Source organism: Stenotrophomonas sp. PS02289, from assembly GCF_029960115.1.
Classification (GTDB): Bacteria; Pseudomonadota; Gammaproteobacteria; order Xanthomonadales; family Xanthomonadaceae; genus Stenotrophomonas.
The window spans coordinates 1-24,443 of the sequence record NZ_JASCOZ010000030.1 but is presented as its reverse complement, the minus strand read 5'-3'; the positions used below and the strand labels follow the sequence as shown (position 1 = coordinate 24,443).

Sequence of the window (24,443 nt, the reverse complement as noted above, 5' to 3'; positions counted from 1 at the left end):
GCGCAACAAAGCAGGAGACCCCTCATGACAGCCACCTACACGCAGGACGACATCCGGCGCTGGTTCGACACGTGGACGCTGGAGAAAGGCGCGAACTACCGGCTCGCGGTCAGCCAGCTGCGCCTGCAGAACGACCAGCTCACCGCGCTGGTGCAAGGCAGCGCGCGCCGCCCCTACCACGCGTGGGTCGACCTGCGCGCCAGCACCCGTACCACGCGCAGCAAGCTGGTGGCCGAATGCAGCTGCCCGGTGGGGCAGAACTGCAAACACCTCGCGGCGGTCGTCACCAAGGGGCTGCAGCTGGCCGACGTCCCGGAAGAACAGCCGGCACCCGCCGCCCCCCAGCCCGCACTGCCACCGTCACCGCGCGCCGAGCTGCTGCAGGCACTGTCGCGCTGGCACGCGCGCAGCGGCGGTCCCGCCGGGCCGTCGGTCCCCACCGGGCCGGCGCGCGGCCTGGCCTACGAACTGTCGGTGTTCGAGCACCGGCTCTCGGTTTTCATCTACCGCACCAAGCGCGCCGCAGACGGCACGGTCAAGCGCGAGAAGCTGCTGAACCTGGTGCCCGACATGTTCCTGACCCCGGCCGTCTACTTGGGCCAGGACGACGTGGCGGTCCTTTCCCAGGTGTGGCTGCTGATGCAGCACCCCGATCATCGCAACCGGGTCGATATCGCCGCCCTGATGCAGCAGATCGTGGCGACCGGCCGCGCCTTCGTGGCCGACGCCGACAACCCCGTGCCCACCCGCTGGGCGGCGGCGCGCGCCGCCACGCTCGGCTGGCGCACGCTCGAACATTCCACTGGCGTGGCGGTCGCCCCCACGTTGCAGGTGGACGGTGGAGCCAAGGGCGTGGTGCTGGGCCGCTCGGGCGGTTACGTGGACGAGCAGTCCGGCGAGGTCGGCCCACTGCGGCTGGACGTGACCGCCGAGGACGCCGCAGCCTTCCTGGCGCTGCCAGTGGTGTTTCCCGACGAAGCCGCACTGGTCGGCCAGACCCTGCAGCAGATCAATCCCGCCCTGCCCCACCCGATCGATGGCGGTGCCTGGGAAACGCTGGAATCGCCCCCGCTGGTGCCGGTGCTGCGCCTGCACAGCACCGAGTACCGCCCGCCGTGGCTGCGCGAGCGCGACCCGTCCGAGTCGCGCGATTTCGCCAGCGCCGTGTTCGAGTATGGCGAGGTGACGCGGCATCTGGGTGACCCCTCGGTGTTCGTCCAGGACGAACAGGGGCAACTGCGCCTGCTGACGCGTAACCCGGTGGAAGAACAACAACGCGAACGCGAACTGCAGGCGGCGGGGCTGTACCGCGATGCCCGGCCGGTGGTCGCCCTGCCCGGCAATGCCGCGCAGTTCCAGCCGCAGAGCGGCGACTGGGCGCGTTTCGTGCATGAGAAGGTGCCGCAGCTGCTGGCGCTGGGCTGGCGCGTCGAGCCCGATCCCGACTTCCGCCACAGTGTGGAGGAGGTCGAATCGATCACCCTGGACGTTCAGCCGGACCCGAAGGACAGCGGGTGGTTCGAGCTCGGGCTGGACATCGAGGTGGACGGCCAGACCTTGCCGCTGGCACCGCTGCTGCAGCAGGTACTGAACACGGACCCGCGCTGGTCGCGCGGCCAGGCATCCGGCATCGACGACGACGAACTGGTACTGCTGCCAGCCACCGGCCCACGCCGGCTGGCACTGCGGGCAGGACGGCTGAAACCGCTGATCGCGCTGCTCGGCGACCTGTTCGGTCCGCGCCGCCCGCGCCTGCGCGTAGCCCAGCACGATTACGCGCGGCTGCGCACCCTGCACGACAGCGCTGGCCTGCAGTTCAAGGGGAACGACGCAGCGCGTGCCGTAGCCCAACGGCTGCTCGACGGCCCCGCGATGGTGCCGGCCGCGGTCCCCAATGGCCTGCAGGCCACGCTGCGTCACTACCAGCTGGAGGGTTTGAGCTGGCTGCAGCATCTGCGCCAGAACGCGCTGGGAGGTGTACTGGCCGACGACATGGGCCTGGGCAAGACGCTGCAGACGCTTGCGCACATCCTGCTGGAAAAAGAAGCCGGTCGCCTGCAGCAGCCGGTGCTGGTGGTGGTGCCGACCTCGTTGCTCGGCAACTGGCAGAGCGAAGCCGAGCGCTTCACCCCCGACCTGCGCGTGCTGGTACTGCACGGGCCCACGCGCGCCGAGAGTTTTGACCAGATCGCCGAGCACGACCTGGTACTGACCACCTACGCGTTGTTGTGGCGCGACGAAGACGTGCTGCGGGAACACCACTGGCACCTGCTGGTGCTGGACGAGGCGCAGCAGGCCAAGAATCCGAGATCGCGCGCCGCCATGACCCTGCGTGTGCTGAAGGCCGAGCACCGCCTGTGCCTGACCGGCACGCCGCTGGAGAACCATCTGGGCGAGCTGTGGACCCAGTTCGACTTCCTGCTGCCGGGTCTGTTGGGCAGTGAAAAGGTGTTCAACCAGCAGTGGCGGCATCCCATCGAACGCCACGGCGATACCCAGCGCGCACAATGGCTGGCCCAGCGCATGCGCCCGTTCATGCTGCGCCGGCGCAAGGACGAGGTGGCCACCGAGCTGCCGGCCAAGACGCTGATCACGCGCAGCGTGGTGCTGGAAGGTGCCCAGCGCGACCTGTACGAAACCGTGCGCGCCACGATGGAGGAGAAGGTCCGCCAGGCCGTGTCCGAACAGGGCCTGGCGCGCAGCCACATCGTGGTGCTCGACGCCCTGCTCAAGCTGCGCCAGGTCTGCTGCGACCCGCGCCTGCTGCCCAGCAGCCATGCCACCACCGCTGCGGCGTCGGCCAAGCTGGAACTGCTGCGCGAGATGCTGCCGGAGATGGTCGAGGAAGGCCGGCGCATTCTGCTGTTCTCGCAGTTCACCGGCATGCTGAAGCTGCTGGGCCCTCTGCTGGATGAGCTGGGCCTGGCGCACGTGGTACTGACCGGCGAGACCCGCGACCGGCAGACGCCCGTGCAGCGCTTCATGCAGGGCGAGGTTCCGATCTTCCTGATCAGCCTCAAGGCTGGTGGCGTCGGCCTGAACCTGACCCGGGCCGACACCGTGATCCACTTCGACCCCTGGTGGAACCCGGCGGCCGAAAACCAAGCCACCGACCGCGCACACCGCATCGGCCAGGACCAGCCGGTGTTCGTCTACAAGCTGATTGCCGCCGGCAGCATCGAAGAGCGCATCGCGCAGATGCAGGAGCGCAAAGCGGCGTTGGCCGAGACCATACTGGATGGCGGCGGTGTCACCGGGCCGCGCTTCAGCGACGAGGATCTGCAGGCGCTGTTGGCCCCGTTGCCGGGGGCGGTGGGCCGGACGTCCCCGCGCGGCTGACTGGGGGCCAAGCGCCCAGCCAGGAAGACAGCACCTGAACAGGTCAGCCGCTAAACTAGTGCGCTGACTTGCAGAAGGACTGTTATGACGCTTCCCGCATTCAAGGCCTACGACATCCGCGGCCGGGTTCCGGAGGAACTCAACGAAGATCTGGCCCGCCGCATCGGCGTGGCCCTGGCCGCCCAGCTCAAGCCAGGCACCGTGGTCGTTGGCCACGACGTGCGCTTGACCAGCCCCGCCCTGCAGGACGCGCTGGCCGCTGGCCTGCGTGGCGCGGGTCGCGAGGTGCTGGATATCGGGCTGTGTGGCACCGAAGAGGTGTACTTCCAGGTGGATCACCTGAAGGCCGCCGGTGGCGTCATGGTCACCGCCAGCCATAATCCGATGGACTACAACGGCATGAAGCTGGTGCGCGAGCAGGCACGGCCGATCAGCTCCGATACCGGTCTGTTCGCCATTTCCGACGCGGCCGAGGCCGACACCGCGCCGCCGCCGGCACCCACTGCCGGGCAGCAGTCCCACCCTGACAAGAGCGCCTATATCGCGCACCTGCTCAGCTACGTGGATGCCAGCGCCCTGAAGCCGCTCAAGCTGGTGGTCAATGCCGGCAACGGCGGCGCGGGGGCCATTGTGGATCTGCTCGCCCCGCACCTGCCGCTGGAGTTCATCCGCATCTGCCATGAACCCGACGGCAGCTTCCCCAACGGTATTCCCAACCCGCTGCTGGTGGAAAACCGCGAGATGACCGCGCAGGCCGTGCGCGAGCATGGCGCAGACTTCGGCATCGCCTGGGATGGCGACTTCGATCGCTGCTTCTTCTTCGACCACACCGGCCGCTTCATCGAGGGCTATTACCTGGTCGGTCTGCTGGCCAAGGCCATCCTGGCCCGCCAGCCCGGCGGCAAGGTGGTGCATGACCCGCGCCTGCTGTGGAACACCGTGGAGATGGTCGAGGACGCGGGCGGCAAGGCCGTGCTGTGCAAGAGCGGCCATGCCTTCATCAAGGAGAAGATGCGCGCCGAAGACGCCGTGTACGGCGGCGAGATGAGCGCGCACCATTACTTCCGCGAATTCGCTTACGCCGACTCGGGCATGATCCCCTGGCTGCTGATTGCTGCGCTGGTCTCCGAAACGGGGCAGTCGCTGGCCGAGCTGGTCGAAGAACGCATGCAGAAGTTCCCCTGCAGCGGCGAGATCAACTTCAAGGTGGCCGACGCCAAGCTGGCCGTGGCCGGCGTGATGGAGCACTTCGCCTCGCACGGCCCGACGCTGGACCACACCGACGGCATCAGCGCCGATTTCGGCGAGTGGCGCTTCAACCTGCGCAGCTCCAACACCGAGCCGCTACTGCGTTTGAACGTGGAAACCCGTGGCGATGCGGCGCTGCTGCAGCAGCGCACCGACGAAATTTCCCAGCTGCTGAAGGCCTCCTGAGGCGACGCCCATGAACGATCTGCTTCCTGTCATCCTTTCTGGCGGCTCGGGCACGCGGCTGTGGCCGCTCTCGCGCGAGGCCTACCCCAAGCAGTTCCTGGCCTTGGCGGGCGAGCAGACCATGCTGCAGGCGACCTGGCAGCGGGTAGCGCCCATCGCCGGCCGCGCCCCTCTGGTGGTGGCCAACGAGGAACACCGCTTCGTGGCCGCCGAGCAGCTGCAGCAGCTGGGCGTGCAGCCGCAGGCGATCCTGCTGGAGCCGGTGGGCCGCAATACGGCACCGGCGATTGCGGTCGCTGCGCTGGAAGCCACCCGTGACGGCGATGATGCGCTGTTGCTGGTGCTGCCCTCGGACCACGTGATTGCCGACGAAGCCGCTTTCCGTCGTGCGGTGCTGGCCGCAGTGCCGGCCGCGCAGGCGGGCAAGCTGGTGACGTTCGGCATCGTGCCGACCGGTCCGGAGACCGGCTATGGCTACATCAAGGCCGCTGCCGGTGAGGTGGTGCGTGCGGTGGATCGTTTCGTCGAGAAGCCGGACCTGGCCACGGCCGAGCAGTACGTGCAGTCGGGCGAATACTTCTGGAACAGCGGCATGTTCCTGTTCAAGGCCTCACGGTATCTGGCCGAGCTGGAGCGTTTCCAGCCGGCCATGCTCAGCGCCAGCCGCACCGCGTGGGAACAGGCACGCCGTGACAGTGACTTCACCCGTCTGGGTAAAGACGCGTTTGCTGCCGTTCCTGCCGATTCCATCGACTATGCGGTGATGGAAAAGACCGCTGACGCCGTCGTGGTGCCGCTGGATGCGGGCTGGAACGACGTGGGCTCGTGGACCGCGCTGCGCGACGTGTCCGAGCAGGACAGCGACGGCAACGCGCACCACGGCGATGTGATCGCCATCGACTGCCGCAACACCTATGCCTATGGCGAGCGTCTGATTGCGCTGGTCGGATTGGACGACGTGATCGTGGTGGAAACCGATGACGCGGTGATGGTGGGCAAGAGCGACCGCATGCAGGAGATCAAGCAGGTGGTGGCACAGCTGAAGGCCGACGCACGGCCGGAGGCCACCTGGCACCGCAAGGTCTATCGCCCGTGGGGTGCGTATGACTCCATCGACCATGGCGAGCGCTTCCAGGTCAAACGCATCACGGTGAAGCCGGGTGCCACGCTGAGCCTGCAGATGCACCACCACCGTGCCGAGCACTGGATCGTGGTCAGCGGCACCGCTGAAGTGACCCGCGGCGAGGAAGTGCTGCTGCTCACCGAAAACCAGAGCACCTACATTCCGCTGGGTGTGACCCACCGGTTGAAGAACCCGGGCAAGCTGCCGCTGGAGCTGATCGAGGTGCAGTCGGGCAGCTATCTGGGCGAGGATGACATCGTGCGGTTTGAGGATACGTACGGTCGGGCGTGACGCTCGGCGGCAATAAAAAACCCGGCCTTGGCCGGGTTTTTCTTTGGTGCGCTGGCGGTGCGTCAGCCACGCAGGGCGTGGCTCTACGGGCGGGGGATCTGGGCGATCACACCACTCAGGCCCTGCTGCCAACTGGGCAGACGGATATCGAAATCCGATTCCAGCTTGCTGACATCCAGATGCGAATACGCCGGACGCTTGGCCGGGGTCGGATACTCGGCGGTGGTGATCGGCTCCACCTTGGGCGCACGTTCCAGCACGCCCTGGGCAACCGCCGCCGCAAAGATCGCTTCGGCAAACCCGTGCCAGCTGGTCTCACCATTGGGAGTCAGGTGCCAGGTGCCACTCAGCGTACCCGGATGCTGCAGCACCTGTGCGGTGACATCCGCAATCAGCGCCGCAGGCGTTGGCGTACCCACCTGGTCGGCCACTACGCGCAACACATCACGCTCGGCCCCCACGCGCAGCATGGTGCGCAGGAAATTCGCGCTGTGCGAGGCATAGACCCACGCGGTGCGGAAGATCAGGTGGCGGCCGCCCGCGGCGCGGATCGCCTCCTCACCGGCCAGCTTGCTGGCCCCGTAAACGCCCAGCGGCGCGGTGGCGTCGTCCTCGCGGTAGGGGCGCGTGCCCTGCCCGTCGAAGACGTAGTCGGTCGAGTAATGCACCAACGGCGCGCCAGCCGCGGCGCACCAGCGTGCGATCACGCCCGGGGCTTCGGCGTTCGCGCGCCAGGCGGCATCGCGATCCTCTTCCGCGCGGTCCACAGCGGTGTAGGCGGCGGCGTTGACCACCCAGTCGGGCCTGACGCGGTCCAGCAGCGCAGCCAGGGCCTCGGGCTCGTTGAAGTCCGCTATCTCGCACGGCGTACCGTCGGCCAGCTGACCACTGCGAGTCGTGGCAATCACGCTGCCGAGCGGGGCCAGCGCGCGCAGCAGTTCCTGGCCGAGCTGGCCGTTGCCCGCAAACAGCAGTATCTGCGTCATGGGGTATAGACCGGCAGACGATCTTCCGCGATGTCCTTCAGGAACGGTGCCGCTTCGTCCTTTGCGGAGAGGGTGGGCCCACTGATCGGCCAGTCCACGGCGATGTCGGCGTCGTTCCAGCGCACGCCGGCGTCGAAGTCCTTCAGGTAAACCTCGGTGCACAGGTAGCTGAAGACCGCACGCTCAGACAGCACGGCGAAGCCGTGTGCAAAGCCTTCCGGAATCCAGAACTGCTTCTTGTTCTCCGCGCTCAGCACGACCGCTTCCCACTGACCGAAGGTAGGCGAGCCGCGACGGATGTCCACGGCCACGTCGTACACCTCACCTTCCAGCACGCTGACCAGCTTGCCCTGCGGGCGCGGCCATTGGTAATGCAGGCCACGCAGCACGCCCTTTGCGGACGTGGACACATTGCTCTGCACGAACTTGGTCGGCAGGCCGTGCTGACCGAAACGCTCGGCGTTCCAGGTTTCAAAGAAGAAGCCGCGCTCGTCGCCGAATACCGCCGGCTCGATTACTACGCAGCCAGGCAATTTGGTCTCAATGATTTTCACGGCACCACTCCTCGTACGGCCATCTTGTGCAGGTATTGGCCGTAGCCGTTCTTGATCAGCGGTGCAGCCAGCGCTTCCAGTTGTTCGGCGCTGATCCAGCCCTTGCCGAAGGCGATTTCTTCAGGGCAGCAGACCTGCAGGCCCTGTCGAGTCTGGATGGTCTCGATGAAGTTGGACGCTTCCAGCAACGACTGGTGAGTGCCGGTATCCAGCCAGGCATAACCGCGACCGAGTGCCTCCAGGTGCAGGTTGCCCTCACGCAGGTAGCGCTGGTTGAGGTCGGTGATTTCCAGTTCGCCACGCGGTGAAGGCTTCAGTTCTGCGGCGTAGTCGCTGGCGTTGCCATCGTAGAAGTACAGGCCGGTAACTGCGTAGTTGGAGCGCGGATTGGCGGGCTTCTCGACCAGGTCAATCACCTTGCCGTCCTTCCCGAACTCTGCCACGCCGTAGCGTTCCGGATCATTGACCCAGTAACCGAATACAGTGGCACCGGTTTCGCGCGCATCCGCGCTGCGCAGCACTTCGCTCAGGCCATGGCCGTGGAAAATATTGTCACCCAATACCAGGCAACTCGGCTTCCCGCCCACGAACTCGCGACCGATCAGGTACGCCTGCGCGAGCCCGTCCGGACTCGGCTGCACGGCGTATTCGATGTTCATGCCCCACTGCGAGCCGTCACCCAGCAACTGCTGGAACAGCGCCTGTTCGTGCGGGGTATTGATGATCAGCACATCGCGGATGCCCGCCAGCATCAGCACGCTGAGGGGGTAATAGATCATCGGCTTGTCGTACACCGGCAGCAGCTGTTTGCTGACGCCCTTGGTGATCGGATACAGCCGGGTGCCGGACCCACCGGCCAGAATGATGCCCTTGCGTTGCGTCATGTCAGCTCCTCAGGCACTGGTGCCAATGCGCTGCAGACGGTAGCTGCCGTCCAGCACGCCGTTGACCCATTCCTGGTTGTCCAGGTACCAGTCCACGGTGAAGGCGATGCCTTGTTCGAAGGTGTACTTCGGTTCCCAGCCCAGCTGATCTTTCAGCTTGCTGGCGTCGATCGCGTAGCGGCGATCATGACCCGGGCGGTCGGCCACGTAGGTGATCTGGCTATTGCGCGGCTGGCCGTCTTCGCGCGGACGACGGGCATCCAGCAGTGCGCAGATGGCCTGCACCACTTCGATGTTCTGCTTTTCCGAATTGCCGCCCACGTTGTAGGTCTCGCCGACCTGGCCCTTGGCCAGCACGGTGCGGATCGCTTCACAGTGGTCGGACACGAACAGCCAGTCACGCACCTGCTTGCCGTCGCCGTACACCGGCAGCGGCTCGCCGGCCAGCGCCTTGGCGATCACCAGCGGAATGAGCTTCTCCGGGAAGTGATACGGGCCGTAGTTGTTGGAGCAGTTGGTGGTCAGTACCGGCAACCCGTAGGTGTGGTGGAACGCACGCACCAGATGGTCCGAGGCGGCCTTGGACGCCGAGTACGGCGAATTGGGCGCGTAAGGGGTGGTTTCGCTGAACTTGCCGGTCTCACCGAGGGTGCCGTAGACCTCGTCGGTGGACACGTGCAGGAAGCGGAACGCCGCGCCCTTATCGGCGGGCAGCGCCTTCCAGTAATCGCGCACGGCTTCAAGCAGGCCGAGGGTGCCGACCACATTGGTCTGGATGAAGGCACCGGGGCCGTCGATGGAGCGGTCCACGTGGCTTTCCGCCGCGAAGTTCAGCACCGCATCGGGCTGGTGCTCGGCCAGCAGGCGGGTGACCAGCGACTGGTCGCCGATGTCACCCTGAACAAAGACGTGGTTCGGGTTGCCTTCCAGCGAGGACAGGGTCTTCAGGTTGCCCGCGTAGGTCAGCGCATCCAGATTGATGACGCGTACGCCTTTGGCGACGGCCTCCAGAACGAAGTTTCCGCCAATGAATCCGGCACCGCCGGTGACAAGCCATGTGGGCACTACCTGCTCTCCTGTTTAGGTTCCATCACCGGGCGCGCTGCGCGGCCCGGTTTCCAAAGGAGAAGCATACAACGACAAGCTGCGTGCGATTTGCCGATCGTGAACAACGACCGCTGCCGGATTTCGCACCAGCTTCAGGCAGCCTGCAGCATCCAGACCTTGATATCTGCCGGCATGATGCTCAACACCGGACCCGCGACGGTCAGCACCCCCGCAATAGCGGCCGCCTTGGCCGGGGAAACGCTGCGATCCGTACGGATGCGGGCGTACAGGCCGCGGCTGCTCATGGAGGGGAGTTTACGGATATGCGAGACCCGCAGACCGGTATTACCTGCAATGGCGGCCACGCTTGCATCATCCAGATAATGCACGTGCGGGGACGGAAAACCCTTCTGCCACATTCGATCGAAGGTGGCAGGCATACCCAACTTCGCCATTATTCTGGAAATGCGATAGAGCACGCCCGTTCTGGAGGGCGCATTGACGACAACCCACCCACCAGGGGCCAGGTGCCGGGCGCACGCCCGCATCGCTGAATCGATGTCGGGAATATGTTCGAGCACATCATTGAATATGATCAGGTCGAACGTTTCGCCTTCGTCCAACACATCGGGAAAGAACCCGCGACGCACGTTCAGTCCCTTGGCAACGGCTATGGAGGCAATTCTTGCATCGGGCTCGATACCGAGGCCGTCGAAGTACTCGCGGCCCGCCTCAAGAAACCAGCCGTGGGCACACCCCACGTCCAGCAGGCGCGGACGCGAGCCATCGGCGCGAACGACTCTCGCCCCCAGATCGGAAGTGAGCGTCTGGAAGTTCTGCTGGCGAAGATGCTCAAGGCCTTCCTCGCGCATGGTTTCATCCACAACCTCGACATGACCGTTCACGTCAATGTCTACGGCAAGGACGCTCCCCTCATATGTGCAGCCATCGCACACCCTATGCCACGGCTGGATACCCGCGCGTAACATGCGACGACAGCTGGGACACTGCTCTCCCACTTGAAGCATCTAGCCTTCCCCTGAACATTCACGGAATGGCTCACAGCATCAGGCTTGGCGGGTAATGAAGTCAATGAAAGTTATTTCAACATCAGCGCCCGGTATCCCACGATGAAATAACCACTCCTATCAGAATGACCACCGCACCGAACCACACCTGCGGCTTGATCGGCTCATTCAGCAGCCACCACGCAAAAGCAGGCACAAGCAGGAATGTCAGACCATAGAACGGGAAGGCCGCTGACAGCGGAACCCGCGCCAGCACGGCCAGCCAGAGCAGCGTGGCTGCGCCGTAGACGAACAGGGCCAGAATTAAAGTGCCTGAAAAGAAGCTGGCGGGGCGACTGAAAGAGAGATGGGCCGACGCCTGTTTGAACAGCACCTGGCCGCACGCAAGCATGGCCAGAGTCAGAAGAATCATGGCGATGACGGTGGGTGTAAGAACAGCAGCAGAACGTGACATCAAAGAATCCCTGAACAAGCGCGGCCAACAGCGCTGGACGAAAAAATGCTGCATGGCAGCAAAAATGGCCCGCGATCACATCAGGCGCAAGGCCATCGATCGCGGGGAGGCCGAGCATATACAAGCCACCACCGAATCGGAAATTCGGCCCATCAACGGGTAGGGCGCGGCCGACCATACGCATTCGCATGGTGACTCAATGACAGTTAGAATCCAGATCCCACCCCCGCCCCGGCCGCCGATTCCGGCTCCGGACGTTCCCCAGTTAGTGAAGGATCCAGTACCAGATGAAAATCCTCGTCGCGTACAAGCGCGTGGTGGACTACAACGTCCGCATTCAGGTCAAGCCGGACGGTTCCGGCGTGGTCACCGACGGCGTCAAGCTGTCGCCCAACCCCTTTGACGAAATCGCCCTGGAAGAAGCCCTGCGCCTGCGCGACAAGGGCATTGCCACCGAGGTCGTGGTCGCCACGATCGCCCCGGCCGACGCCCAGGCGCACCTGCGTAACGGCCTGGCCATGGGCGCGAACCGCGCCATCCACGTGGTCACCGACCAGGCCATCCAGCCGCTGACCGCCGCCCGCACCCTGCTCAAGCTGATCGAAAAGGAACAGCCGGACCTGGTGATTCTGGGCAAGCAGGCCATCGACGACGACGCCAACCAGACCGGCCAGATGCTGGCCACGCTGTGGGGCCGCCCGCAGGCGACCTTCGCCAGCAAGCTGGAGATCGCCGACGGCAAGGCCACGGTCACCCGTGAGGTCGACGCCGGCCTGGAAACTCTGGAAGTGGACCTGCCGGCCGTGGTCACCACCGACCTGCGCCTGAACGAGCCGCGCTTCATCAAGCTGCCGGACATCATGAAGGCCAAGGCCAAGCCGCTGGAAAGCCTGCCGCTGGACGACCTGGGCGTGGACGCCGCCGATACCTTCAACACCACCCACTACGCCGCCCCGGGCAAGCGCAGCAAGGGCGTGATGGTCAAGGACGCCGCCGAACTGGTGGCCGCACTCAAGCAGAAGGGGTTGCTGTAATGAGCAGGATTCTTGTTGTTGCCGAACACCATGACGGCAAGCTCAACCCGGCCACCGCCAAGACCGTCAGTGCTGCCGCCGCGATCAGCGGTGCGAGCATCGACGTGGTCGTGCTGGCCGCCGATCCGGCCGCCGTGGCCGCCCAGGCCGCGCAGCTGGCCGGCGTGGCCAAGGTACTGACCGTGGCCAATGCCGCCAACGCGCAGGCACTGGCCCAGGTGCTGGCCCCGCAGATCGCCCAGCTGGCCAAGGGCTACACCCATGTGTTCGGCCCTTCGACCACCTTCGGCAAGGACCTGATGCCCTGCGTGGCCGCCCTGCTGGGCGTGAACCAGGTCTCCGACCTGATGACCGTGGAAGGTGCACACAGCTTCAAGCGCCCGATCTACGCCGGCAACGCCGTCATCACCGTTGAGGTGCCGGCCGACCAGATCGTAGTCGCCACCGTGCGTGCGGCCTCGTGGCCGGAAGCCGCCCAGGGCGGCAGCGCCGCCGTGGAAGCGGCCAGCGTGGATGCGGCCCTGCCGACCCACACCCGCTTCATCGGCCTGGCCGCCGGTGCCAGCGACCGCCCCGACCTGCAGAGCGCCAAGCGCGTGGTCTCCGGCGGCCGTGGCGTCGGCTCGGAAGAGAACTTCAAGATCATCTTCCAGCTGGCCGACAAGCTGGGTGCCGCCGTGGGTGCCTCGCGCGCCGCAGTGGACGCCGGCTACGTGCCCAGTGACCTGCAGGTCGGCCAGACCGGCAAGATCATTGCGCCGGAGCTGTATGTGGCCGTGGGTATCAGCGGGGCCATCCAGCACCTGACTGGGATCAAGGACGCCGGCACCATCGTGGCGATCAACAAGGATCCGGATTCGCCGATCTTCGAGATTGCCGATATCGGGCTGGTGGGGGATCTGTTCACCCTGCTGCCGGAGCTGGAAGCCGCAATTGGCTGAACGCCCGTAGGGCGGCCAGAACTGGCCGCCCTACACGCCATCTTGAAGAAACTGAATCAAGCGGCAAGGCCAAGTGTGCTGCTTGGCCTAGAATAGCCGACTCTCTAATTTCCGGACCCTAGGTTTAATCGCATGGCAAAGACCCAGAACCTCCTCGGCCTCGGTACGCGCGCCATTCATGCCGGGCAGGAGCCGGACCCGTCGACCGGTGCCATCATGACGCCGATCTATGCGACGTCCACGTACGTTCAAGAGAGCCCCGGCAAGCACAAGGGCTACGAGTACTCGCGCACCCAGAATCCCACGCGCGCTGCCTATGAGGCATGCGTTGCTGACCTGGAAGGTGGCAACGCAGGGTTCGCGTTTGCATCGGGCCTGGCGGCAGCGGCTACGGTTCTGGACATGCTGGACACCGGCGATCACGTGATCGCCATGGACGACCTGTACGGCGGAACCTACCGCCTGTTCGAGCGGGTCCGCCGTCGTTCTGCCGGCCTGGATTTCACCTACGTCGATCTGAACGACCTGACCGCGCTGCGCGCCGCGCTCAAGCCCACCACGAAGATGATCTGGGCCGAGACGCCGACCAACCCGATGCTGAAGGTGGTGGACCTGAAAAAGCTGGGCGACTTCGCCCGCAAGCACGGACTGCTGCTGGTTGTCGACAATACCTTCTGCTCGCCGCTGGTGCAGCGCCCCCTGGAGTACGGTGCCGATCTGGTTCTGCATTCCGCGACCAAGTATCTCAACGGCCACTCCGACATCGTCGGCGGCATCGTCGTCGCGGCCAACGCCGAACTGGCCGAGACCATGGGCTTCCTTCAGAACTCGACGGGCGCTGTGGCCGGGCCGTTCGACTCCTTCCTGGCCCTGCGAGGCCTGAAGACGCTGCATCTGCGCATGCGCGCACATTGCGAGAGCGCGCTCGAACTGGCCGGCTGGCTGGAACGCCACGACAAGGTGGAAAGCGTGATCTACCCGGGCTTGAAGAGCCATCCGCAGCACGCCCTGGCCAAGCGCCAGATGGATGGCTTCGGAGGCATCATCTCGCTGCGCGTGAAGGGCAATGGTGCCAAAGCGCGCCGTATGCTGGAAAAGTGCAAGCTGTTTGCGCTGGCTGAGTCCCTCGGCGGCGTGGAGAGTCTGATCGAACTTCCAGCCGTCATGACCCATGCTTCGATCCCACCCGCTCAGCGCAAGCATCTCGGCATCACCGACAACCTGATCCGCCTGTCCGTGGGCACCGAAGACATCGCAGACCTTCGCGCAGAACTCGACGCCGCTCTGGGACGTTGACCCTGCGACACTCGCCCCCCTGTTACACGCAGCCAATGCCAGAACTGTTGGCTGCGTGTCTCGGCCCACGCCGTGACCTTTTGAGTATCCCTTGATGAAAGAAGCAATTTCCGATCTCAGGCGCAGCCTTGTTTCGTGGCGTCTGTGGACGCTGCTGGGCTGGCTGGAAATCAGACAGCGCTACGCCCGCTCGCGCGTTGGACCTTTCTGGCTGACGATCAGCATGGGCGTGATCATCGCGTCCATCGGCATTGTCTACGGCACGCTCTTCGGTCAGAAACTGAGCGACTACCTGCCCTATCTTGCCGCCAGCCTGGTCATGTGGGGACTTTTCACCAACACCGTCCAGGAAGGAAGCACTGCATACATCAGCAATGCGTCCTATATCCGCCAGGTTGCAACGCCAAAGTTCATCTACATCCTGCAGGTGCCGTGGCGCAATCTGCTGATCTTTGCCCACAATGTGGTCATTGTGGTGCTGCTTCTGGCGATCTTCGGCGTCAAACGCTGGGATACGATTCCTCTGGTCATCCCCGGACTGATCCTGCTGATCGCAAATGCCACCTGGATGGCCACGCTGACCGGCCTGATGTCCGCGCGATTCCGCGACTTCCCACAGATCGTGGCCGCCATCATGCAGGTGGCGTTCTACATCACCCCCATCATGTACAAACCGGAGGCACTGACGAAGTTCTCATTCATCGTCAACCTCAATCCACTGGCTTACCTGCTCAATGTGGTGCGCCAGCCCTTGCTGGGTGAAGTCCCGTCCATGAGAACGTGGGGGGTCACCATCGCCATGGCGGTGATCGGCTGGACTGTCGCCCTCGCCATGACCCACCGTTACCACAAGCGCATTGCGTACTGGGTCTGAGGATTCAAGCATGGCCTTTATCGAACTCAACAACGTCAACCTGGATCTGCCCATCTACGAGGTGCAGGGCCGTTCTCTCAAGCGCCAGGTCATGCGCCTTGGCCGGTCCAATGCCGTCGCTGACAGCAACGATGGCGTGGTCATCGTGCGCGCCCTGCAGGATGTAAGCATTCGACTGGAAACCGGCGACAGGGTCGGACTGATCGGGCACAACGGTGCCGGCAAGTCCACGCTGCTGCGTGTTCTTGCGGGTATCTACAGCCCGACCAGCGGGTCCATGACCCAGGACGGAAAGGTCGTCCCGCTGCTCGATATCAGCTTGGGCATGGATGACAACTCCACCGGCTGGCAGAACATCCGCCTTCGCGGGCTGCTGCTGGGCATGACCAAGGAAGAGATCGCTGAGAAGCAGGACAGCATTGCCGAGTTCAGCGAACTCGGCGATTATCTGGATCTTCCCATTCGCACTTACTCCAGCGGCATGCGGGTTAGATTGGCATTTGCCATTTCCACCGCGGTCGATGCACAGATTCTGCTGCTGGACGAAGTGATGGGCGTGGGCGATGCCGGCTTCATGCAGAAAGCCAAGCAGCGGCTCCAGGACCTGCATGGCCGGTCTGACATCGTAGTGCTTGCCATGCACTCCAATGAAGAGATCCGCCGTGTCTGCAACAAAGTGATCTGGATGGATAACGGCTCGGTTCGCTTGAGTGGCGACACCGAAACGGTTGTTTCTGCTTACGAGAAGTACGTGAGCGGCCAATAGCGATGTCACCAGAAGGGATGCAATGCCAAAGCCAGGAACAATTTGAATGACGACGCCGGACACTTCCAACACGCCAACCAGCTCCATCGCAGACATGGATGCCGAGCAGCGCGGCAAGTGGTTGTTGGAAACCTTGACACCAACCACCGTGATCCGCGCGGCACGCGCGTCGTCACCGGTTTTCAGCAGCCTCATCAAGTGGGCAGAGACGCGCCGGATCAGCATTCTTGACGTGCAGCACCCCACGAGCCTGGGCGAGCACTACCCGGGCCGTTGGATGATGATGCTGGACGCCAACACCGTTGCAGACAGTTGGCAGCTGATGGACTGGGTCAAGCGCCTGGGCGCGGACGGCGTCCTGGTATTGCACGGAATTCCGCCACGCGATTGCCCCGTACCCATGGCCACACTTGGTGACGGACTGCATTGGCTGATTGGCTCAGCGCTGCCGAGTTCCATGCTCGACAAGCCCGTGGCAGCCGTCGAGGTCCCGGCCCTGCCAGACGACCTTACGCTGGACGACGCCATCGCACTGCTGCAGGAAGAACGCCTGCGTCTTGCACAGGTGGAACTGAATGCCGACCGTCAGCGAGCGGCGTATGAACAGGCCGCAGAACTGTTGATGAAAGCAGAGCGCCGAATCATCGCGTTGCGTCGCACCGGCCAGACGTCCGCTGTCGGCCACCAGGCCACACAGTCGAACCTGCGCGCCGCGCAGGCGCAGATCAGCGCCCTGCTGGCATCTCGCTCTTGGCGAATCACCGCGCCACTGCGCATCACCACCATCGCGGTCCGGCGCATTCGCAATCTGGTCATGCGAATGCTTCAGATGGCCCGTACGACGGCGCGGATCACCCGCGAGCAAGGTGTGCGACAGGCCGGCCGCCGAATTCTGGAACAACTGCGCAACCCTGCCTCGCTGCTCTCCTCCGTGCAGCCCGGCCGCTCGTGGAAACTTAAACCCACCCACGCGCTGCCTGCCGCAACCGCTGCCACCGAGTCGCTGGAGCAGCGCGTGCTGCTGGTCGCCGAGCTTGGGCTGGCGCAGTGCCTGAAGTACCGCGTGCTGCAGAAGCAGCAGATGATCCGCGAGCTTGGTGTCGACTGCACGATCGTCAACTGGACAGATACGGTATCCACCCGCAGCCTGCTCAACACCCACAGTGTTGCCATCTTCTACCGTGTACCCGGCTATCCGGACCAGTTGGAAACAATCGCACTGGCCAAGAAGCTGGGCGTGCGCACGTTCTGGGAGGTGGATGACCTCATCTTTGATCGTGAGCACTATCTCAACAACTCCAACATCCACGATCTCAGCCCACAGCTCAAGAAGGGGCTGCTGGCAGGCGTCCCGCTGTACCGGCAAGCGATGCTGGCCTGCGGAGAGTGCATCTCCTCGACCATTGCACTGGCAGACGCGATGAAGCAGGTTGGCGTGGAACGTACCTGGGTCGTCGAGAACGCCCTGGATGTGGAAACGCTGGAGGCCGCAGAAGAGATCGAGGCCGCTCCGCCTCGCGGTGATGGCCTTGTCCGTATTGTCTACGGCTCCGGATCGAAGGCCCATGATGCCGACTTCAAGGCAGCGGCGGCGGGCATCCTTGCCGTGCTGAAGAAGCGCTACGACGCGCGCCTCACCATCATCGGCCACCTTAATCTTCCTCCGGAGTTCAAGGCGTTCGACGCACAGGTGGAACGCCTGCCTCCCTCGGATTACAGCACGTACATGAAGCGCCTGGCCAAGTGCCAGGTCAACATCGCGCCGCTGGAAGACACCGTCTTCAACGACGCGAAGTCCAACATCAAGTATCTTGAAGCTGCGATTCTCGGCATTCCGAGCGTATGCAGCCCCACCATCGAGTATCGCGAGACCATCACGCATGGCGTGACCGGAATGCTGGCGACGACACCCAAGGAGTGGGAAGAGCATTTGCTTGCCTTACTCGGCAATCCCACGATGCGCCGTGAGATCGGTGAGCGGGCACGTCTGCATGTGATGGAGGATTACACCCCTCACGCCATCGCGGAACGCCGGATGCAGCCGCTGCTCACCGACGCCCTACCGCCAGTGAAGCGCAGCAGGCCGCGCGTACTGGGAGTGAACATCTTCTTTGAACCGCGCAGCTTTGGCGGTGCCACGATCGTTGCGGAACAGATGGCACGACTGATCAATGCCAACGGCGACCTCGAATATGGCATGTTCACCTCATTGCCGATTACCGACGTGCACGCCTACAAGGTGACGCGTTATCGCTCGTCCGCCGCAGAGGTGTTCGCCATCGGGCTGCCCCATGAAAGCGACCCGGTCAATCAGTTCGACAATCCCTACGCAGTCATCGGCTTCCGCGAAGTGCTTCGCTCGTGGCGTCCGGACGTAGTTCACATCCACTCGATCCAGGGCATTGGCATCCAGATTGCCGAAGCCTGCCAGGACGAGGGGATCCCGTTCGTGGTAACCCTCCACGACGCATGGTGGATCTGCGACAGGCAGTTCATGGTGAACAACGAGGGGCGGTACTGCTATCAGCGCAAGGTTGATCTGGATGTCTGTTCGCGCTGCGTTCCAAATCCGGCAATGAATCCATACCGCCAGCATCGCCTTCACGAGGTCCTGACAGGCGCGGCTTTGATGCTCTCGCCGAGCCAGTTCTTCATGGGAATCTATGCGGACAATGGTTTCGACCCCGGTCGCTTGGTCGTGAACAAGAATGGCATCGTGCCGCCACGCACCGAGAACCGACGGTCGCCCCCCAGCCAACGGCCGATTCGCTTCGGCTTCGTTGGCGGCGAAGGCCCGATCAAGGGCAGCAACCTGATCAAGAAGGCACTTCGCGAGCTTCCCCAGCACGTGAATTACGAACTGCGCGTCGTCGACAACGAGTTGAATCTCGGACGCCAGTCGATCTTCGAAGAGAACTGGAAGGTGCCGGGAACCTTCAAGACGGTTCCGGCTTACAACCAGGAGAACATCGACGACTTCTTCGGAAACATCGACGTACTGCTGTTCCCCACGCAGTGGAAGGAGAGCTTTGGACTTTCCGTGCGTGAAGCGCTGATCCGTGACGTCTGGGTCATTGCAACGGATGCCGGCGGTGTCATCGAAGACATCGTCGACGGAGAGAATGGCAACGTCATTCCGCTCAATGACGATGGCACGGAGCTGAGGAAGGCACTGGAGCGCTTGCTGGATAATCCGGCGCAGCTGGATGGCTACCGGAATCCGCACGTCGATATGGTCCGCCTGTTCCAGGAACAGGCGTTGGAACTGACCGGCTACCTGCAGGACGTGATCTCGCGCCATCCTGTGCAATGGCGCGCACCCTTGATGTGAACATCAGTGTCTGATGGATGCCCCCGCCCACTTGGCGGCGGGGGCAGCTTTCAGGGACGGGGGCAAGCCCGGGGCAGCCGCACTTTGCTCTCTGCCGTCTTCAGCAGAACGCAGCTTGTCGCCGTATCTTCCTGGTCCCGGCTTTCCCACACGCTTACACCGTCGCCGCTGATCGACTTGATCTCCCCGCCGACATAGCGCTTGCCGTCCAATGGGAACTCTCGATACTCGTTGTCCACGAGTTCGGACAGCTCGAACGGGATTTCAGTCGCCTCGCCACTGTCCGTCCACATGCGCAGTTTGGCCTGGCCAGCATGTTGGGTCATATAGGTCCCAAAGCGGACGGCAATGGAGGTCAGCACTTCCGGATCTTCCTCCTGGGCAGGCAAAAGATGCAGCTCAACGGCATCCTCCCGGGTCAATCCGGGAGAAGGCTTGAGTTCCTCCATCGGCAGCTCAGGCTGTGCAGCAGCGGTGTGATAGCGCTGGACGAGGATGCTGGCCGTCGCGTATGCGCCTACGCAGAGGAAAAGCGCGAGGAGCGCATGAGTGGCGTAGAAGCGGATGTCAGCGCGCGGACGTGCTTCGGTGGTCAGTGCATAAAGCAGACAGATAGCCGGAATGACCAGATACCTTCCCTGCACCCCATCCACCGTGGGAGAGGTGGGGTCGGTCCACTGTACGAGCAACGCCAGGAAGGTCATCAGTACAGCTGAGAGGCTGACCACTATCAATGCAATGCGCGCCTGGGCGTTCTCGCGCCATCCCTCGATGGAGATCGACAGCAGCGAAATTGCAGCCAGCGCTACGCCCATCGCACGATAGAACGACACTCCGAACGGCGTATCCAGCCAACCCAGAACGCCCAGGAAGGACACGGCATAGAAGGACATCCGGCCGCGGTCGGTCCAGGTGGCGAAAAGAATGCCAAACAGCTCGCCAGGGTGGGTCAACAGGTGGAGCAGCCTTGCAGCATGGTCGCCGCGGCCCGGATTAGGTGGATACACCGTCGTCTTCACAGTGAACAACGTCCACGCGAGCGCGAACACAGCAACGCCGATCGCCACGTAAAGCAGACGCCGATCGCGCACGAACCACCAGGCCACGAAGGGCAGGAGCAGCAAGGGCAACATGTTCGCCCGGCATGCACACACCAGCAGGACGCTCGCCGCAAAAACATTGAATACCCAGGGTGCGGTAGCCTCCCGGTCTACTGATATCCGCATGAACGCCGCGACGGCAACGATCGCAACCGCGGTGGACATCGGATCAAGTACTGCCGATCCGAACAGGAACAGCGTCATGGGCAACGCGAGGATCGCAAGGACGGCTGCCGATGGTCGATAGAGCCGGAATGCCAATGCCAGCAGCAGCATCGAGACGAACAGGGAGAATGCGCGCGCCAGCCGGTATGACTTGGCTACGCTCATGTCCAACGCCTTGCCCACCGCCAGCCCCATCGCCTGGGGCGCGTACATCAGGGGAAAGTAATAGGCCGTCCCGACGGGGGTCTGGAAGGTGGACGCCCCCTGCCACTTCACGCCACCTGCATTGAGCAGTTCGTCGCTGGACATCTTTCGTGCCGCCACACCCTTGATCGGCACGAAACTCTCCATGTACTGGAGAAGCCCGTTATCCACTTCGCCGCCCGACGGAGAACCATTGACTGAATCCAGCAGGATCCGCCCCTGGCCCAGCATGTAAGCACGTTTGACGTGATCGAATTCGTCCGGCGCCTGGAATGGCGGGGTCAACGCGGAGAACACCAGACTCAACATGAACATGGCGATCAGGAAAAGGGGCCACGCCTGTGGAGCCTTGACCTCCTGCTGAGCAACGACACGCATCATGCCTGATCCTTGGAAAGTGCGGAGCGATCCAGACGCCTATGGATGGCATGACGCGGCGTGGACGCGATGTCCTGGCCGAAGAATGCCAACAGGAACTGCACGCCGACCAGCACCGGCATGGCCGCCAACATCACCGTGCCGCTGGAAGCAACCTGGCCGCTATCGATACTGAACAGCCAATGCTGAAGACCGTACACGGTGCCAAACAGCAGCAGGATCAGCCCGGCCGGCAGTTCGAGTGAAGCAAGCGAAAGATTGCGCAGATAGTAGTTGTAGAAGACACGCTTGCAGAAGTTGCGTAGATTCTTTGTAAGAAACTCGCTCAACACCTGGGAGATCTTGAGGTTGCTGACCTCATCGCCGTACTTGGCATGCATGGGCACGTCCATGACCACAGCGCGGAGTGTGTTCAACCGGAACAGCATGTCTGTCTCGAAGAAGTAGCGCCGGCTGATCTTGGCCATCGGAAGGTGGCTTGCCACGTTACGGTGAATGGCCGTGTAGCCGTTGGTGGGATCAAACAGGTTCCAGTAGCCGGAAGAAAGCTTGGTCAGGAACGAAAGCCCCGCATTGCCGAAGAGCCGCAGCTTCGGCATCTGGCTGATGCGCTCAAGATCGTAGAAGCGATTACCCTTCGTGTAATCGGCCTCACCGGCAAGAATCGGCGCCACAAAATTGGGGATCAACGCAGGATCCATCTGTCCATCCCCGTCCACCTTGACGATGATGTCCACGCCCTCTTCGATGGCCGCCTGATAGCCGGTCATCACCGCGCCTCCCACCCCTTGATTGACCTGGTGTCGCAGCACCACGACGCGGGGATCGGCACAGTTCGCTTCGACGAAATCACCACTCCCGACAGGGCAGCAATCGTCAACCACGTAGATGCGGCCTACTTCAGGCCCGACAGCCGCGATGACCCCCAGAATGTGTTCCTTCACTTTGTAGCTGGGAATGACTACGGCGATCTTGGCAACCATCAGGAATTCTCTGTTGAGCGCGACGAGCAATGCCACCGCGGGTGATCAGCGGGTCACGCGCAGTGCGCGCAACCAGAAAAACGGACCCGTTATCCGGTCCGGAGACAACGGTTACTGCACCCGTCGACGCAGATAGTTCAGCAGATCGATCCGGGTAATCAGGCCCAGGAAGGTGCCACCGTCCATGATGATGGCGACCTGGCCGCGGTCGAATACCGGCAGCAGGGCCTCGATCGGCGACTTCACGTCCAGGCGGTCCAGCTTGCTGACCATGGCGGTGGACACCTTGTCGCGGAACCGGGCTTCGTCGCCGTACACGTGCAGCAGCACGTCGCTTTCGTCGACGATGCCGACCAGCTGGTCGCCTTCCATCACCGGCAGCTGCGAGACGTCGTACAGCTTCATGCGCTGGTAGGCGGTGGTGAGCAGGTCGTTCGGGCCGATCACAACGGTGTCGCGCTGGCCGTACGGGCGCAGGATCAGGTCGCGCAGGTCGCCGAACTGCGGACGCTCCAGGAAGCCGTTGTCCAGCATCCAGTAGTCGTTGTACATCTTGGAGAGGTACTTGTTGCCGGTGTCGGGCACCAGCACCAGCACCTTCTTCGGCGTGGTCTGCTCACGGCAGTATTTCAGGGCGGCGGCCAGCAGGGTGCCGGTGGACGAACCGCCCAGCACGCCTTCCTTGCCCAGCAGCTCACGCGCGGTGTGGAAGCTTTCCGCGTCGGTGATCGGGTAGGCCTTGGTGACGCGGCTGAAGTCGGAGATGGACGGCAGGAAGTCCTCGCCGATGCCCTCGACCAGCCAGCTGCCGGACTTGTCGTTCAGATTGCCGTCGTTGATGTACTCGGCCAGGATCGAGCCGACCGGGTCAGCCAGCACCAGCTCGGTCTTCGGCGACAGCTTGGCGAAGGCGCGCGACAGGCCGGTCATGGTGCCGGAGCTGCCGCAGCCGAACACGATGGCGTCCAGCTCGCCGCCCATCTGCTCGAGGATTTCCGGACCGGTACCAAACTCGTGCGCGGCCGGGTTGTCCGGGTTGCCGAACTGGTTGATGAAGTACGCGCCGGGGGTTTCCTCGGCCACGCGCTGGGCCATGTCCTGGTAATACTCGGGGTGACCCTTGGCCACGTCCGAGCGGGTCAGGCGGACTTCAGCGCCCATCGCCTTGAGGTTGAAGATCTTCTCGCGACTCATCTTGTCGGGCACCACCAGAATGAGCTTGTAGCCCTTCTGCTGGGCGACCAGGGCCAGGCCCAGGCCGGTGTTGCCGGCGGTGCCCTCGACCAGGGTCGCGCCCGGCTTGAGGTCGCCGCGCTTCTCGGCGGCCTCGATCATCGACAGGCCAATGCGGTCCTTGATCGACCCTCCCGGATTGGCGCTTTCGAGCTTCAGATAGAGCTCGCACACCCCGGTGTCCAGGCGCTGGGCCTTGACGATGGGGGTATTGCCAATGAGTTCGAGTACGGAGGAGTGGATGGCCATCGGGTCAGATCAATTCGCGCCGCAATGCGGCCGGACCCCCGATTATCCGACATTCTGCCCCCAAAAAACGACGCGGACGGTGCCCGTCGACGAGGTGACGGACACCGCCCGCGGCGGTTGGGTATGGACGTGGGTGAGGTATCAGTGGAGCGGGGAGGCGTACATGCGCTCGAGCTTCTGCTTGGCCAGCAGCTTCTCACGTTTCATCTGGCCCAGGGTTTGACCGTCTATCGGAAGTACGCCCAGCTCGGCATCCATGCATTTCTTGTTCAACTTCTGGTGCCGTTCGTAAAGCGCCTTGAATTCCGGGTCACGCTGGCGGCGTGCGTCGATCTCGCTCTGGGGCTGACCTTCAAACATGATGAACCTCCTATCGCTTGTATCGCAGAAACAAAGACGCCCCGGCCTGACGGCGCGGGGCGTGGCTTTGGGTGGAGCAACCGGCATCAACCGAAACCGCAGGTGCACCCTGACGCAGCGTCCGGGGGATCCGGACTTCGAACTGCTGTGGTGCGTGCCCCTGGTACATCGGCCCGGCCCTCCAATCATCCGGGGCGCAAAATCGCTCCCCGGACAACCGACCCTACGCCTGCCTTCGGGCAGGTTCAAGGGTTTCATTTGAAATGGGCCAAGCGCGCCAGTCGAGGTTCAGCCTGAACGCGCAGTTGAACGAAAAGCTAACAGAAACATGGAGTTGCGGTAGCGCCGGCCGTTGGCCGGCCCTCAGTGATGCATGGGCCGGCCAACGG

The 24,443-nt window shown here is 63.5% G+C and carries 19 protein-coding genes; 9 read left to right on the top strand and 10 right to left on the bottom strand.

The genetic code is table 11. The annotated features are described in order from the left end of the window. Nucleotides 1–24: 24 nt before the first annotated feature. The 3 genes from QMX83_RS06590 to QMX83_RS06580 all read left to right on the top strand — a co-directional run bounded on the left by QMX83_RS06590 (nucleotide 25) and on the right by QMX83_RS06580 (nucleotide 6,187). Nucleotides 25–3,339 carry a DEAD/DEAH box helicase gene (locus QMX83_RS06590; RefSeq protein WP_282295839.1) on the top strand — a complete coding sequence of 1,105 codons (3,315 nt, stop codon included), beginning with the start codon at nucleotides 25–27 and terminating at the stop codon, nucleotides 3,337–3,339. Nucleotides 3,340–3,423: 84 nt separating this feature from the next. Next, complete coding sequence (locus tag QMX83_RS06585) at nucleotides 3,424–4,773, top strand: phosphomannomutase (RefSeq protein ID WP_282295838.1); 1,350 nt, start codon at nucleotides 3,424–3,426, stop codon at nucleotides 4,771–4,773. Between the two features lie 10 nt (nucleotides 4,774–4,783). Further along, complete coding sequence (locus QMX83_RS06580) at nucleotides 4,784–6,187, top strand: mannose-1-phosphate guanylyltransferase/mannose-6-phosphate isomerase (RefSeq protein ID WP_282295837.1); 1,404 nt, start codon at nucleotides 4,784–4,786, stop codon at nucleotides 6,185–6,187. A gap of 83 nt (nucleotides 6,188–6,270) precedes the next feature. Here the strand turns inward: QMX83_RS06580 and rfbD are convergent, their stop codons facing one another. The 6 genes from rfbD to QMX83_RS06550 form a co-directional block, all read right to left on the bottom strand. Beyond that, nucleotides 6,271–7,173: a dTDP-4-dehydrorhamnose reductase gene (gene rfbD / locus QMX83_RS06575; protein ID WP_282295836.1), complete on the bottom strand. Its 903-nt coding sequence runs from the start codon at nucleotides 7,171–7,173 to the stop codon at nucleotides 6,271–6,273. Further along, nucleotides 7,170–7,727 (bottom strand): dTDP-4-dehydrorhamnose 3,5-epimerase, encoded by a 558-nt coding sequence (rfbC, locus tag QMX83_RS06570; RefSeq protein WP_282295835.1) that lies wholly within the window; start codon nucleotides 7,725–7,727, stop codon nucleotides 7,170–7,172. The genes rfbD and rfbC overlap by 4 nt, the downstream gene beginning before the upstream one ends. Beyond that, nucleotides 7,724–8,611, bottom strand: coding sequence for a glucose-1-phosphate thymidylyltransferase RfbA (gene rfbA / locus QMX83_RS06565; RefSeq protein WP_282295834.1), 888 nt, complete (start codon nucleotides 8,609–8,611; stop codon nucleotides 7,724–7,726). Before rfbA ends, rfbC begins: the two co-directional genes overlap by 4 nt. Before the next feature lie 9 nt (nucleotides 8,612–8,620). Continuing rightward, a complete protein-coding gene (gene rfbB / locus QMX83_RS06560; RefSeq protein ID WP_282295833.1) occupies nucleotides 8,621–9,676 on the bottom strand; it encodes a dTDP-glucose 4,6-dehydratase in 1,056 nt (351 codons plus the stop codon). 134 nt (nucleotides 9,677–9,810) lie between these two features. Further along, on the bottom strand, nucleotides 9,811–10,530 hold the full coding sequence (locus QMX83_RS06555; protein WP_282295832.1) for a class I SAM-dependent methyltransferase: 720 nt from the start codon (nucleotides 10,528–10,530) through the stop codon (nucleotides 9,811–9,813). A gap of 238 nt (nucleotides 10,531–10,768) precedes the next feature. Next, on the bottom strand, nucleotides 10,769–11,140 hold the full coding sequence (locus tag QMX83_RS06550; protein WP_282295831.1) for an EamA family transporter: 372 nt from the start codon (nucleotides 11,138–11,140) through the stop codon (nucleotides 10,769–10,771). 287 nt (nucleotides 11,141–11,427) lie between these two features. Between QMX83_RS06550 and QMX83_RS06545 the strand changes: the two genes are divergently transcribed. The 6 genes from QMX83_RS06545 (at nucleotide 11,428) to QMX83_RS06520 (ending at nucleotide 19,382) form a co-directional block, all read left to right on the top strand. After that, nucleotides 11,428–12,174 (top strand): electron transfer flavoprotein subunit beta/FixA family protein, encoded by a 747-nt coding sequence (locus QMX83_RS06545; RefSeq protein ID WP_282295829.1) that lies wholly within the window; start codon nucleotides 11,428–11,430, stop codon nucleotides 12,172–12,174. Then, the gene (locus QMX83_RS06540; RefSeq protein WP_282295828.1) at nucleotides 12,174–13,115 is read left to right on the top strand and encodes an electron transfer flavoprotein subunit alpha/FixB family protein; all 942 of its coding nucleotides are present in this window, start codon (nucleotides 12,174–12,176) and stop codon (nucleotides 13,113–13,115) included. The genes QMX83_RS06545 and QMX83_RS06540 overlap by 1 nt, the downstream gene beginning before the upstream one ends. 132 nt (nucleotides 13,116–13,247) lie before the next feature. Continuing rightward, nucleotides 13,248–14,411, top strand: a complete 1,164-nt coding sequence (locus QMX83_RS06535; protein ID WP_282295827.1) for a PLP-dependent aspartate aminotransferase family protein — start codon at nucleotides 13,248–13,250, stop codon at nucleotides 14,409–14,411. Nucleotides 14,412–14,505: 94 nt separating this feature from the next. Then, on the top strand, nucleotides 14,506–15,285 hold the full coding sequence (locus QMX83_RS06530; protein WP_282295826.1) for an ABC transporter permease: 780 nt from the start codon (nucleotides 14,506–14,508) through the stop codon (nucleotides 15,283–15,285). A gap of 10 nt (nucleotides 15,286–15,295) precedes the next feature. Next, complete coding sequence (locus tag QMX83_RS06525; protein WP_282295825.1) at nucleotides 15,296–16,051, top strand: ABC transporter ATP-binding protein; 756 nt, start codon at nucleotides 15,296–15,298, stop codon at nucleotides 16,049–16,051. Between the two features lie 46 nt (nucleotides 16,052–16,097). After that, nucleotides 16,098–19,382, top strand: a complete 3,285-nt coding sequence (locus QMX83_RS06520; protein ID WP_282295824.1) for a glycosyltransferase — start codon at nucleotides 16,098–16,100, stop codon at nucleotides 19,380–19,382. 50 nt (nucleotides 19,383–19,432) lie between these two features. On the opposite strand, the gene QMX83_RS06515 is transcribed toward QMX83_RS06520, so the two are convergent. From QMX83_RS06515 to QMX83_RS06500, 4 genes are all read right to left on the bottom strand, one after another. Beyond that, on the bottom strand, nucleotides 19,433–21,232 hold the full coding sequence (locus tag QMX83_RS06515; protein WP_282295823.1) for a DUF2142 domain-containing protein: 1,800 nt from the start codon (nucleotides 21,230–21,232) through the stop codon (nucleotides 19,433–19,435). Continuing rightward, nucleotides 21,229–22,212, bottom strand: coding sequence for a glycosyltransferase family 2 protein (locus QMX83_RS06510; RefSeq protein WP_282295852.1), 984 nt, complete (start codon nucleotides 22,210–22,212; stop codon nucleotides 21,229–21,231). The genes QMX83_RS06515 and QMX83_RS06510 overlap by 4 nt, the downstream gene beginning before the upstream one ends. A 111-nt stretch (nucleotides 22,213–22,323) precedes the next feature. Beyond that, nucleotides 22,324–23,694, bottom strand: a complete 1,371-nt coding sequence (locus QMX83_RS06505) for a pyridoxal-phosphate dependent enzyme (protein ID WP_282295822.1) — start codon at nucleotides 23,692–23,694, stop codon at nucleotides 22,324–22,326. Between the two features lie 141 nt (nucleotides 23,695–23,835). Next, entirely contained in the window at nucleotides 23,836–24,054 is a 219-nt protein-coding gene (locus QMX83_RS06500; protein WP_125360122.1) for a YdcH family protein, read from the bottom strand. Between the last annotated feature and the right edge of the window lie 389 nt (nucleotides 24,055–24,443).

What these genes read in the sequence shown, in the direction of transcription:
- QMX83_RS06590 (WP_282295839.1), top strand. Translation starts at nt 25, where the DNA reads ATGACAGCCACCTACACGCAGGACGACATCCGGCGCTGGTTCGACACG.
- QMX83_RS06585 (WP_282295838.1), top strand. Translation starts at nt 3,424, where the DNA reads ATGACGCTTCCCGCATTCAAGGCCTACGACATCCGCGGCCGGGTTCCG.
- QMX83_RS06580 (WP_282295837.1), top strand. Translation starts at nt 4,784, where the DNA reads ATGAACGATCTGCTTCCTGTCATCCTTTCTGGCGGCTCGGGCACGCGG.
- rfbD (WP_282295836.1), bottom strand. Translation starts at nt 7,173, where the DNA reads ATGACGCAGATACTGCTGTTTGCGGGCAACGGCCAGCTCGGCCAGGAA.
- rfbA (WP_282295834.1), bottom strand. Translation starts at nt 8,611, where the DNA reads ATGACGCAACGCAAGGGCATCATTCTGGCCGGTGGGTCCGGCACCCGG.
- QMX83_RS06555 (WP_282295832.1), bottom strand. Translation starts at nt 10,530, where the DNA reads ATGCGCGAGGAAGGCCTTGAGCATCTTCGCCAGCAGAACTTCCAGACG.
- QMX83_RS06550 (WP_282295831.1), bottom strand. Translation starts at nt 11,140, where the DNA reads ATGTCACGTTCTGCTGCTGTTCTTACACCCACCGTCATCGCCATGATT.
- QMX83_RS06545 (WP_282295829.1), top strand. Translation starts at nt 11,428, where the DNA reads ATGAAAATCCTCGTCGCGTACAAGCGCGTGGTGGACTACAACGTCCGC.
- QMX83_RS06540 (WP_282295828.1), top strand. Translation starts at nt 12,174, where the DNA reads ATGAGCAGGATTCTTGTTGTTGCCGAACACCATGACGGCAAGCTCAAC.
- QMX83_RS06535 (WP_282295827.1), top strand. Translation starts at nt 13,248, where the DNA reads ATGGCAAAGACCCAGAACCTCCTCGGCCTCGGTACGCGCGCCATTCAT.
- QMX83_RS06530 (WP_282295826.1), top strand. Translation starts at nt 14,506, where the DNA reads ATGAAAGAAGCAATTTCCGATCTCAGGCGCAGCCTTGTTTCGTGGCGT.
- QMX83_RS06525 (WP_282295825.1), top strand. Translation starts at nt 15,296, where the DNA reads ATGGCCTTTATCGAACTCAACAACGTCAACCTGGATCTGCCCATCTAC.
- QMX83_RS06520 (WP_282295824.1), top strand. Translation starts at nt 16,098, where the DNA reads ATGACGACGCCGGACACTTCCAACACGCCAACCAGCTCCATCGCAGAC.
- QMX83_RS06515 (WP_282295823.1), bottom strand. Translation starts at nt 21,232, where the DNA reads ATGATGCGTGTCGTTGCTCAGCAGGAGGTCAAGGCTCCACAGGCGTGG.
- QMX83_RS06510 (WP_282295852.1), bottom strand. Translation starts at nt 22,212, where the DNA reads ATGGTTGCCAAGATCGCCGTAGTCATTCCCAGCTACAAAGTGAAGGAA.
- QMX83_RS06505 (WP_282295822.1), bottom strand. Translation starts at nt 23,694, where the DNA reads ATGGCCATCCACTCCTCCGTACTCGAACTCATTGGCAATACCCCCATC.
- QMX83_RS06500 (WP_125360122.1), bottom strand. Translation starts at nt 24,054, where the DNA reads ATGTTTGAAGGTCAGCCCCAGAGCGAGATCGACGCACGCCGCCAGCGT.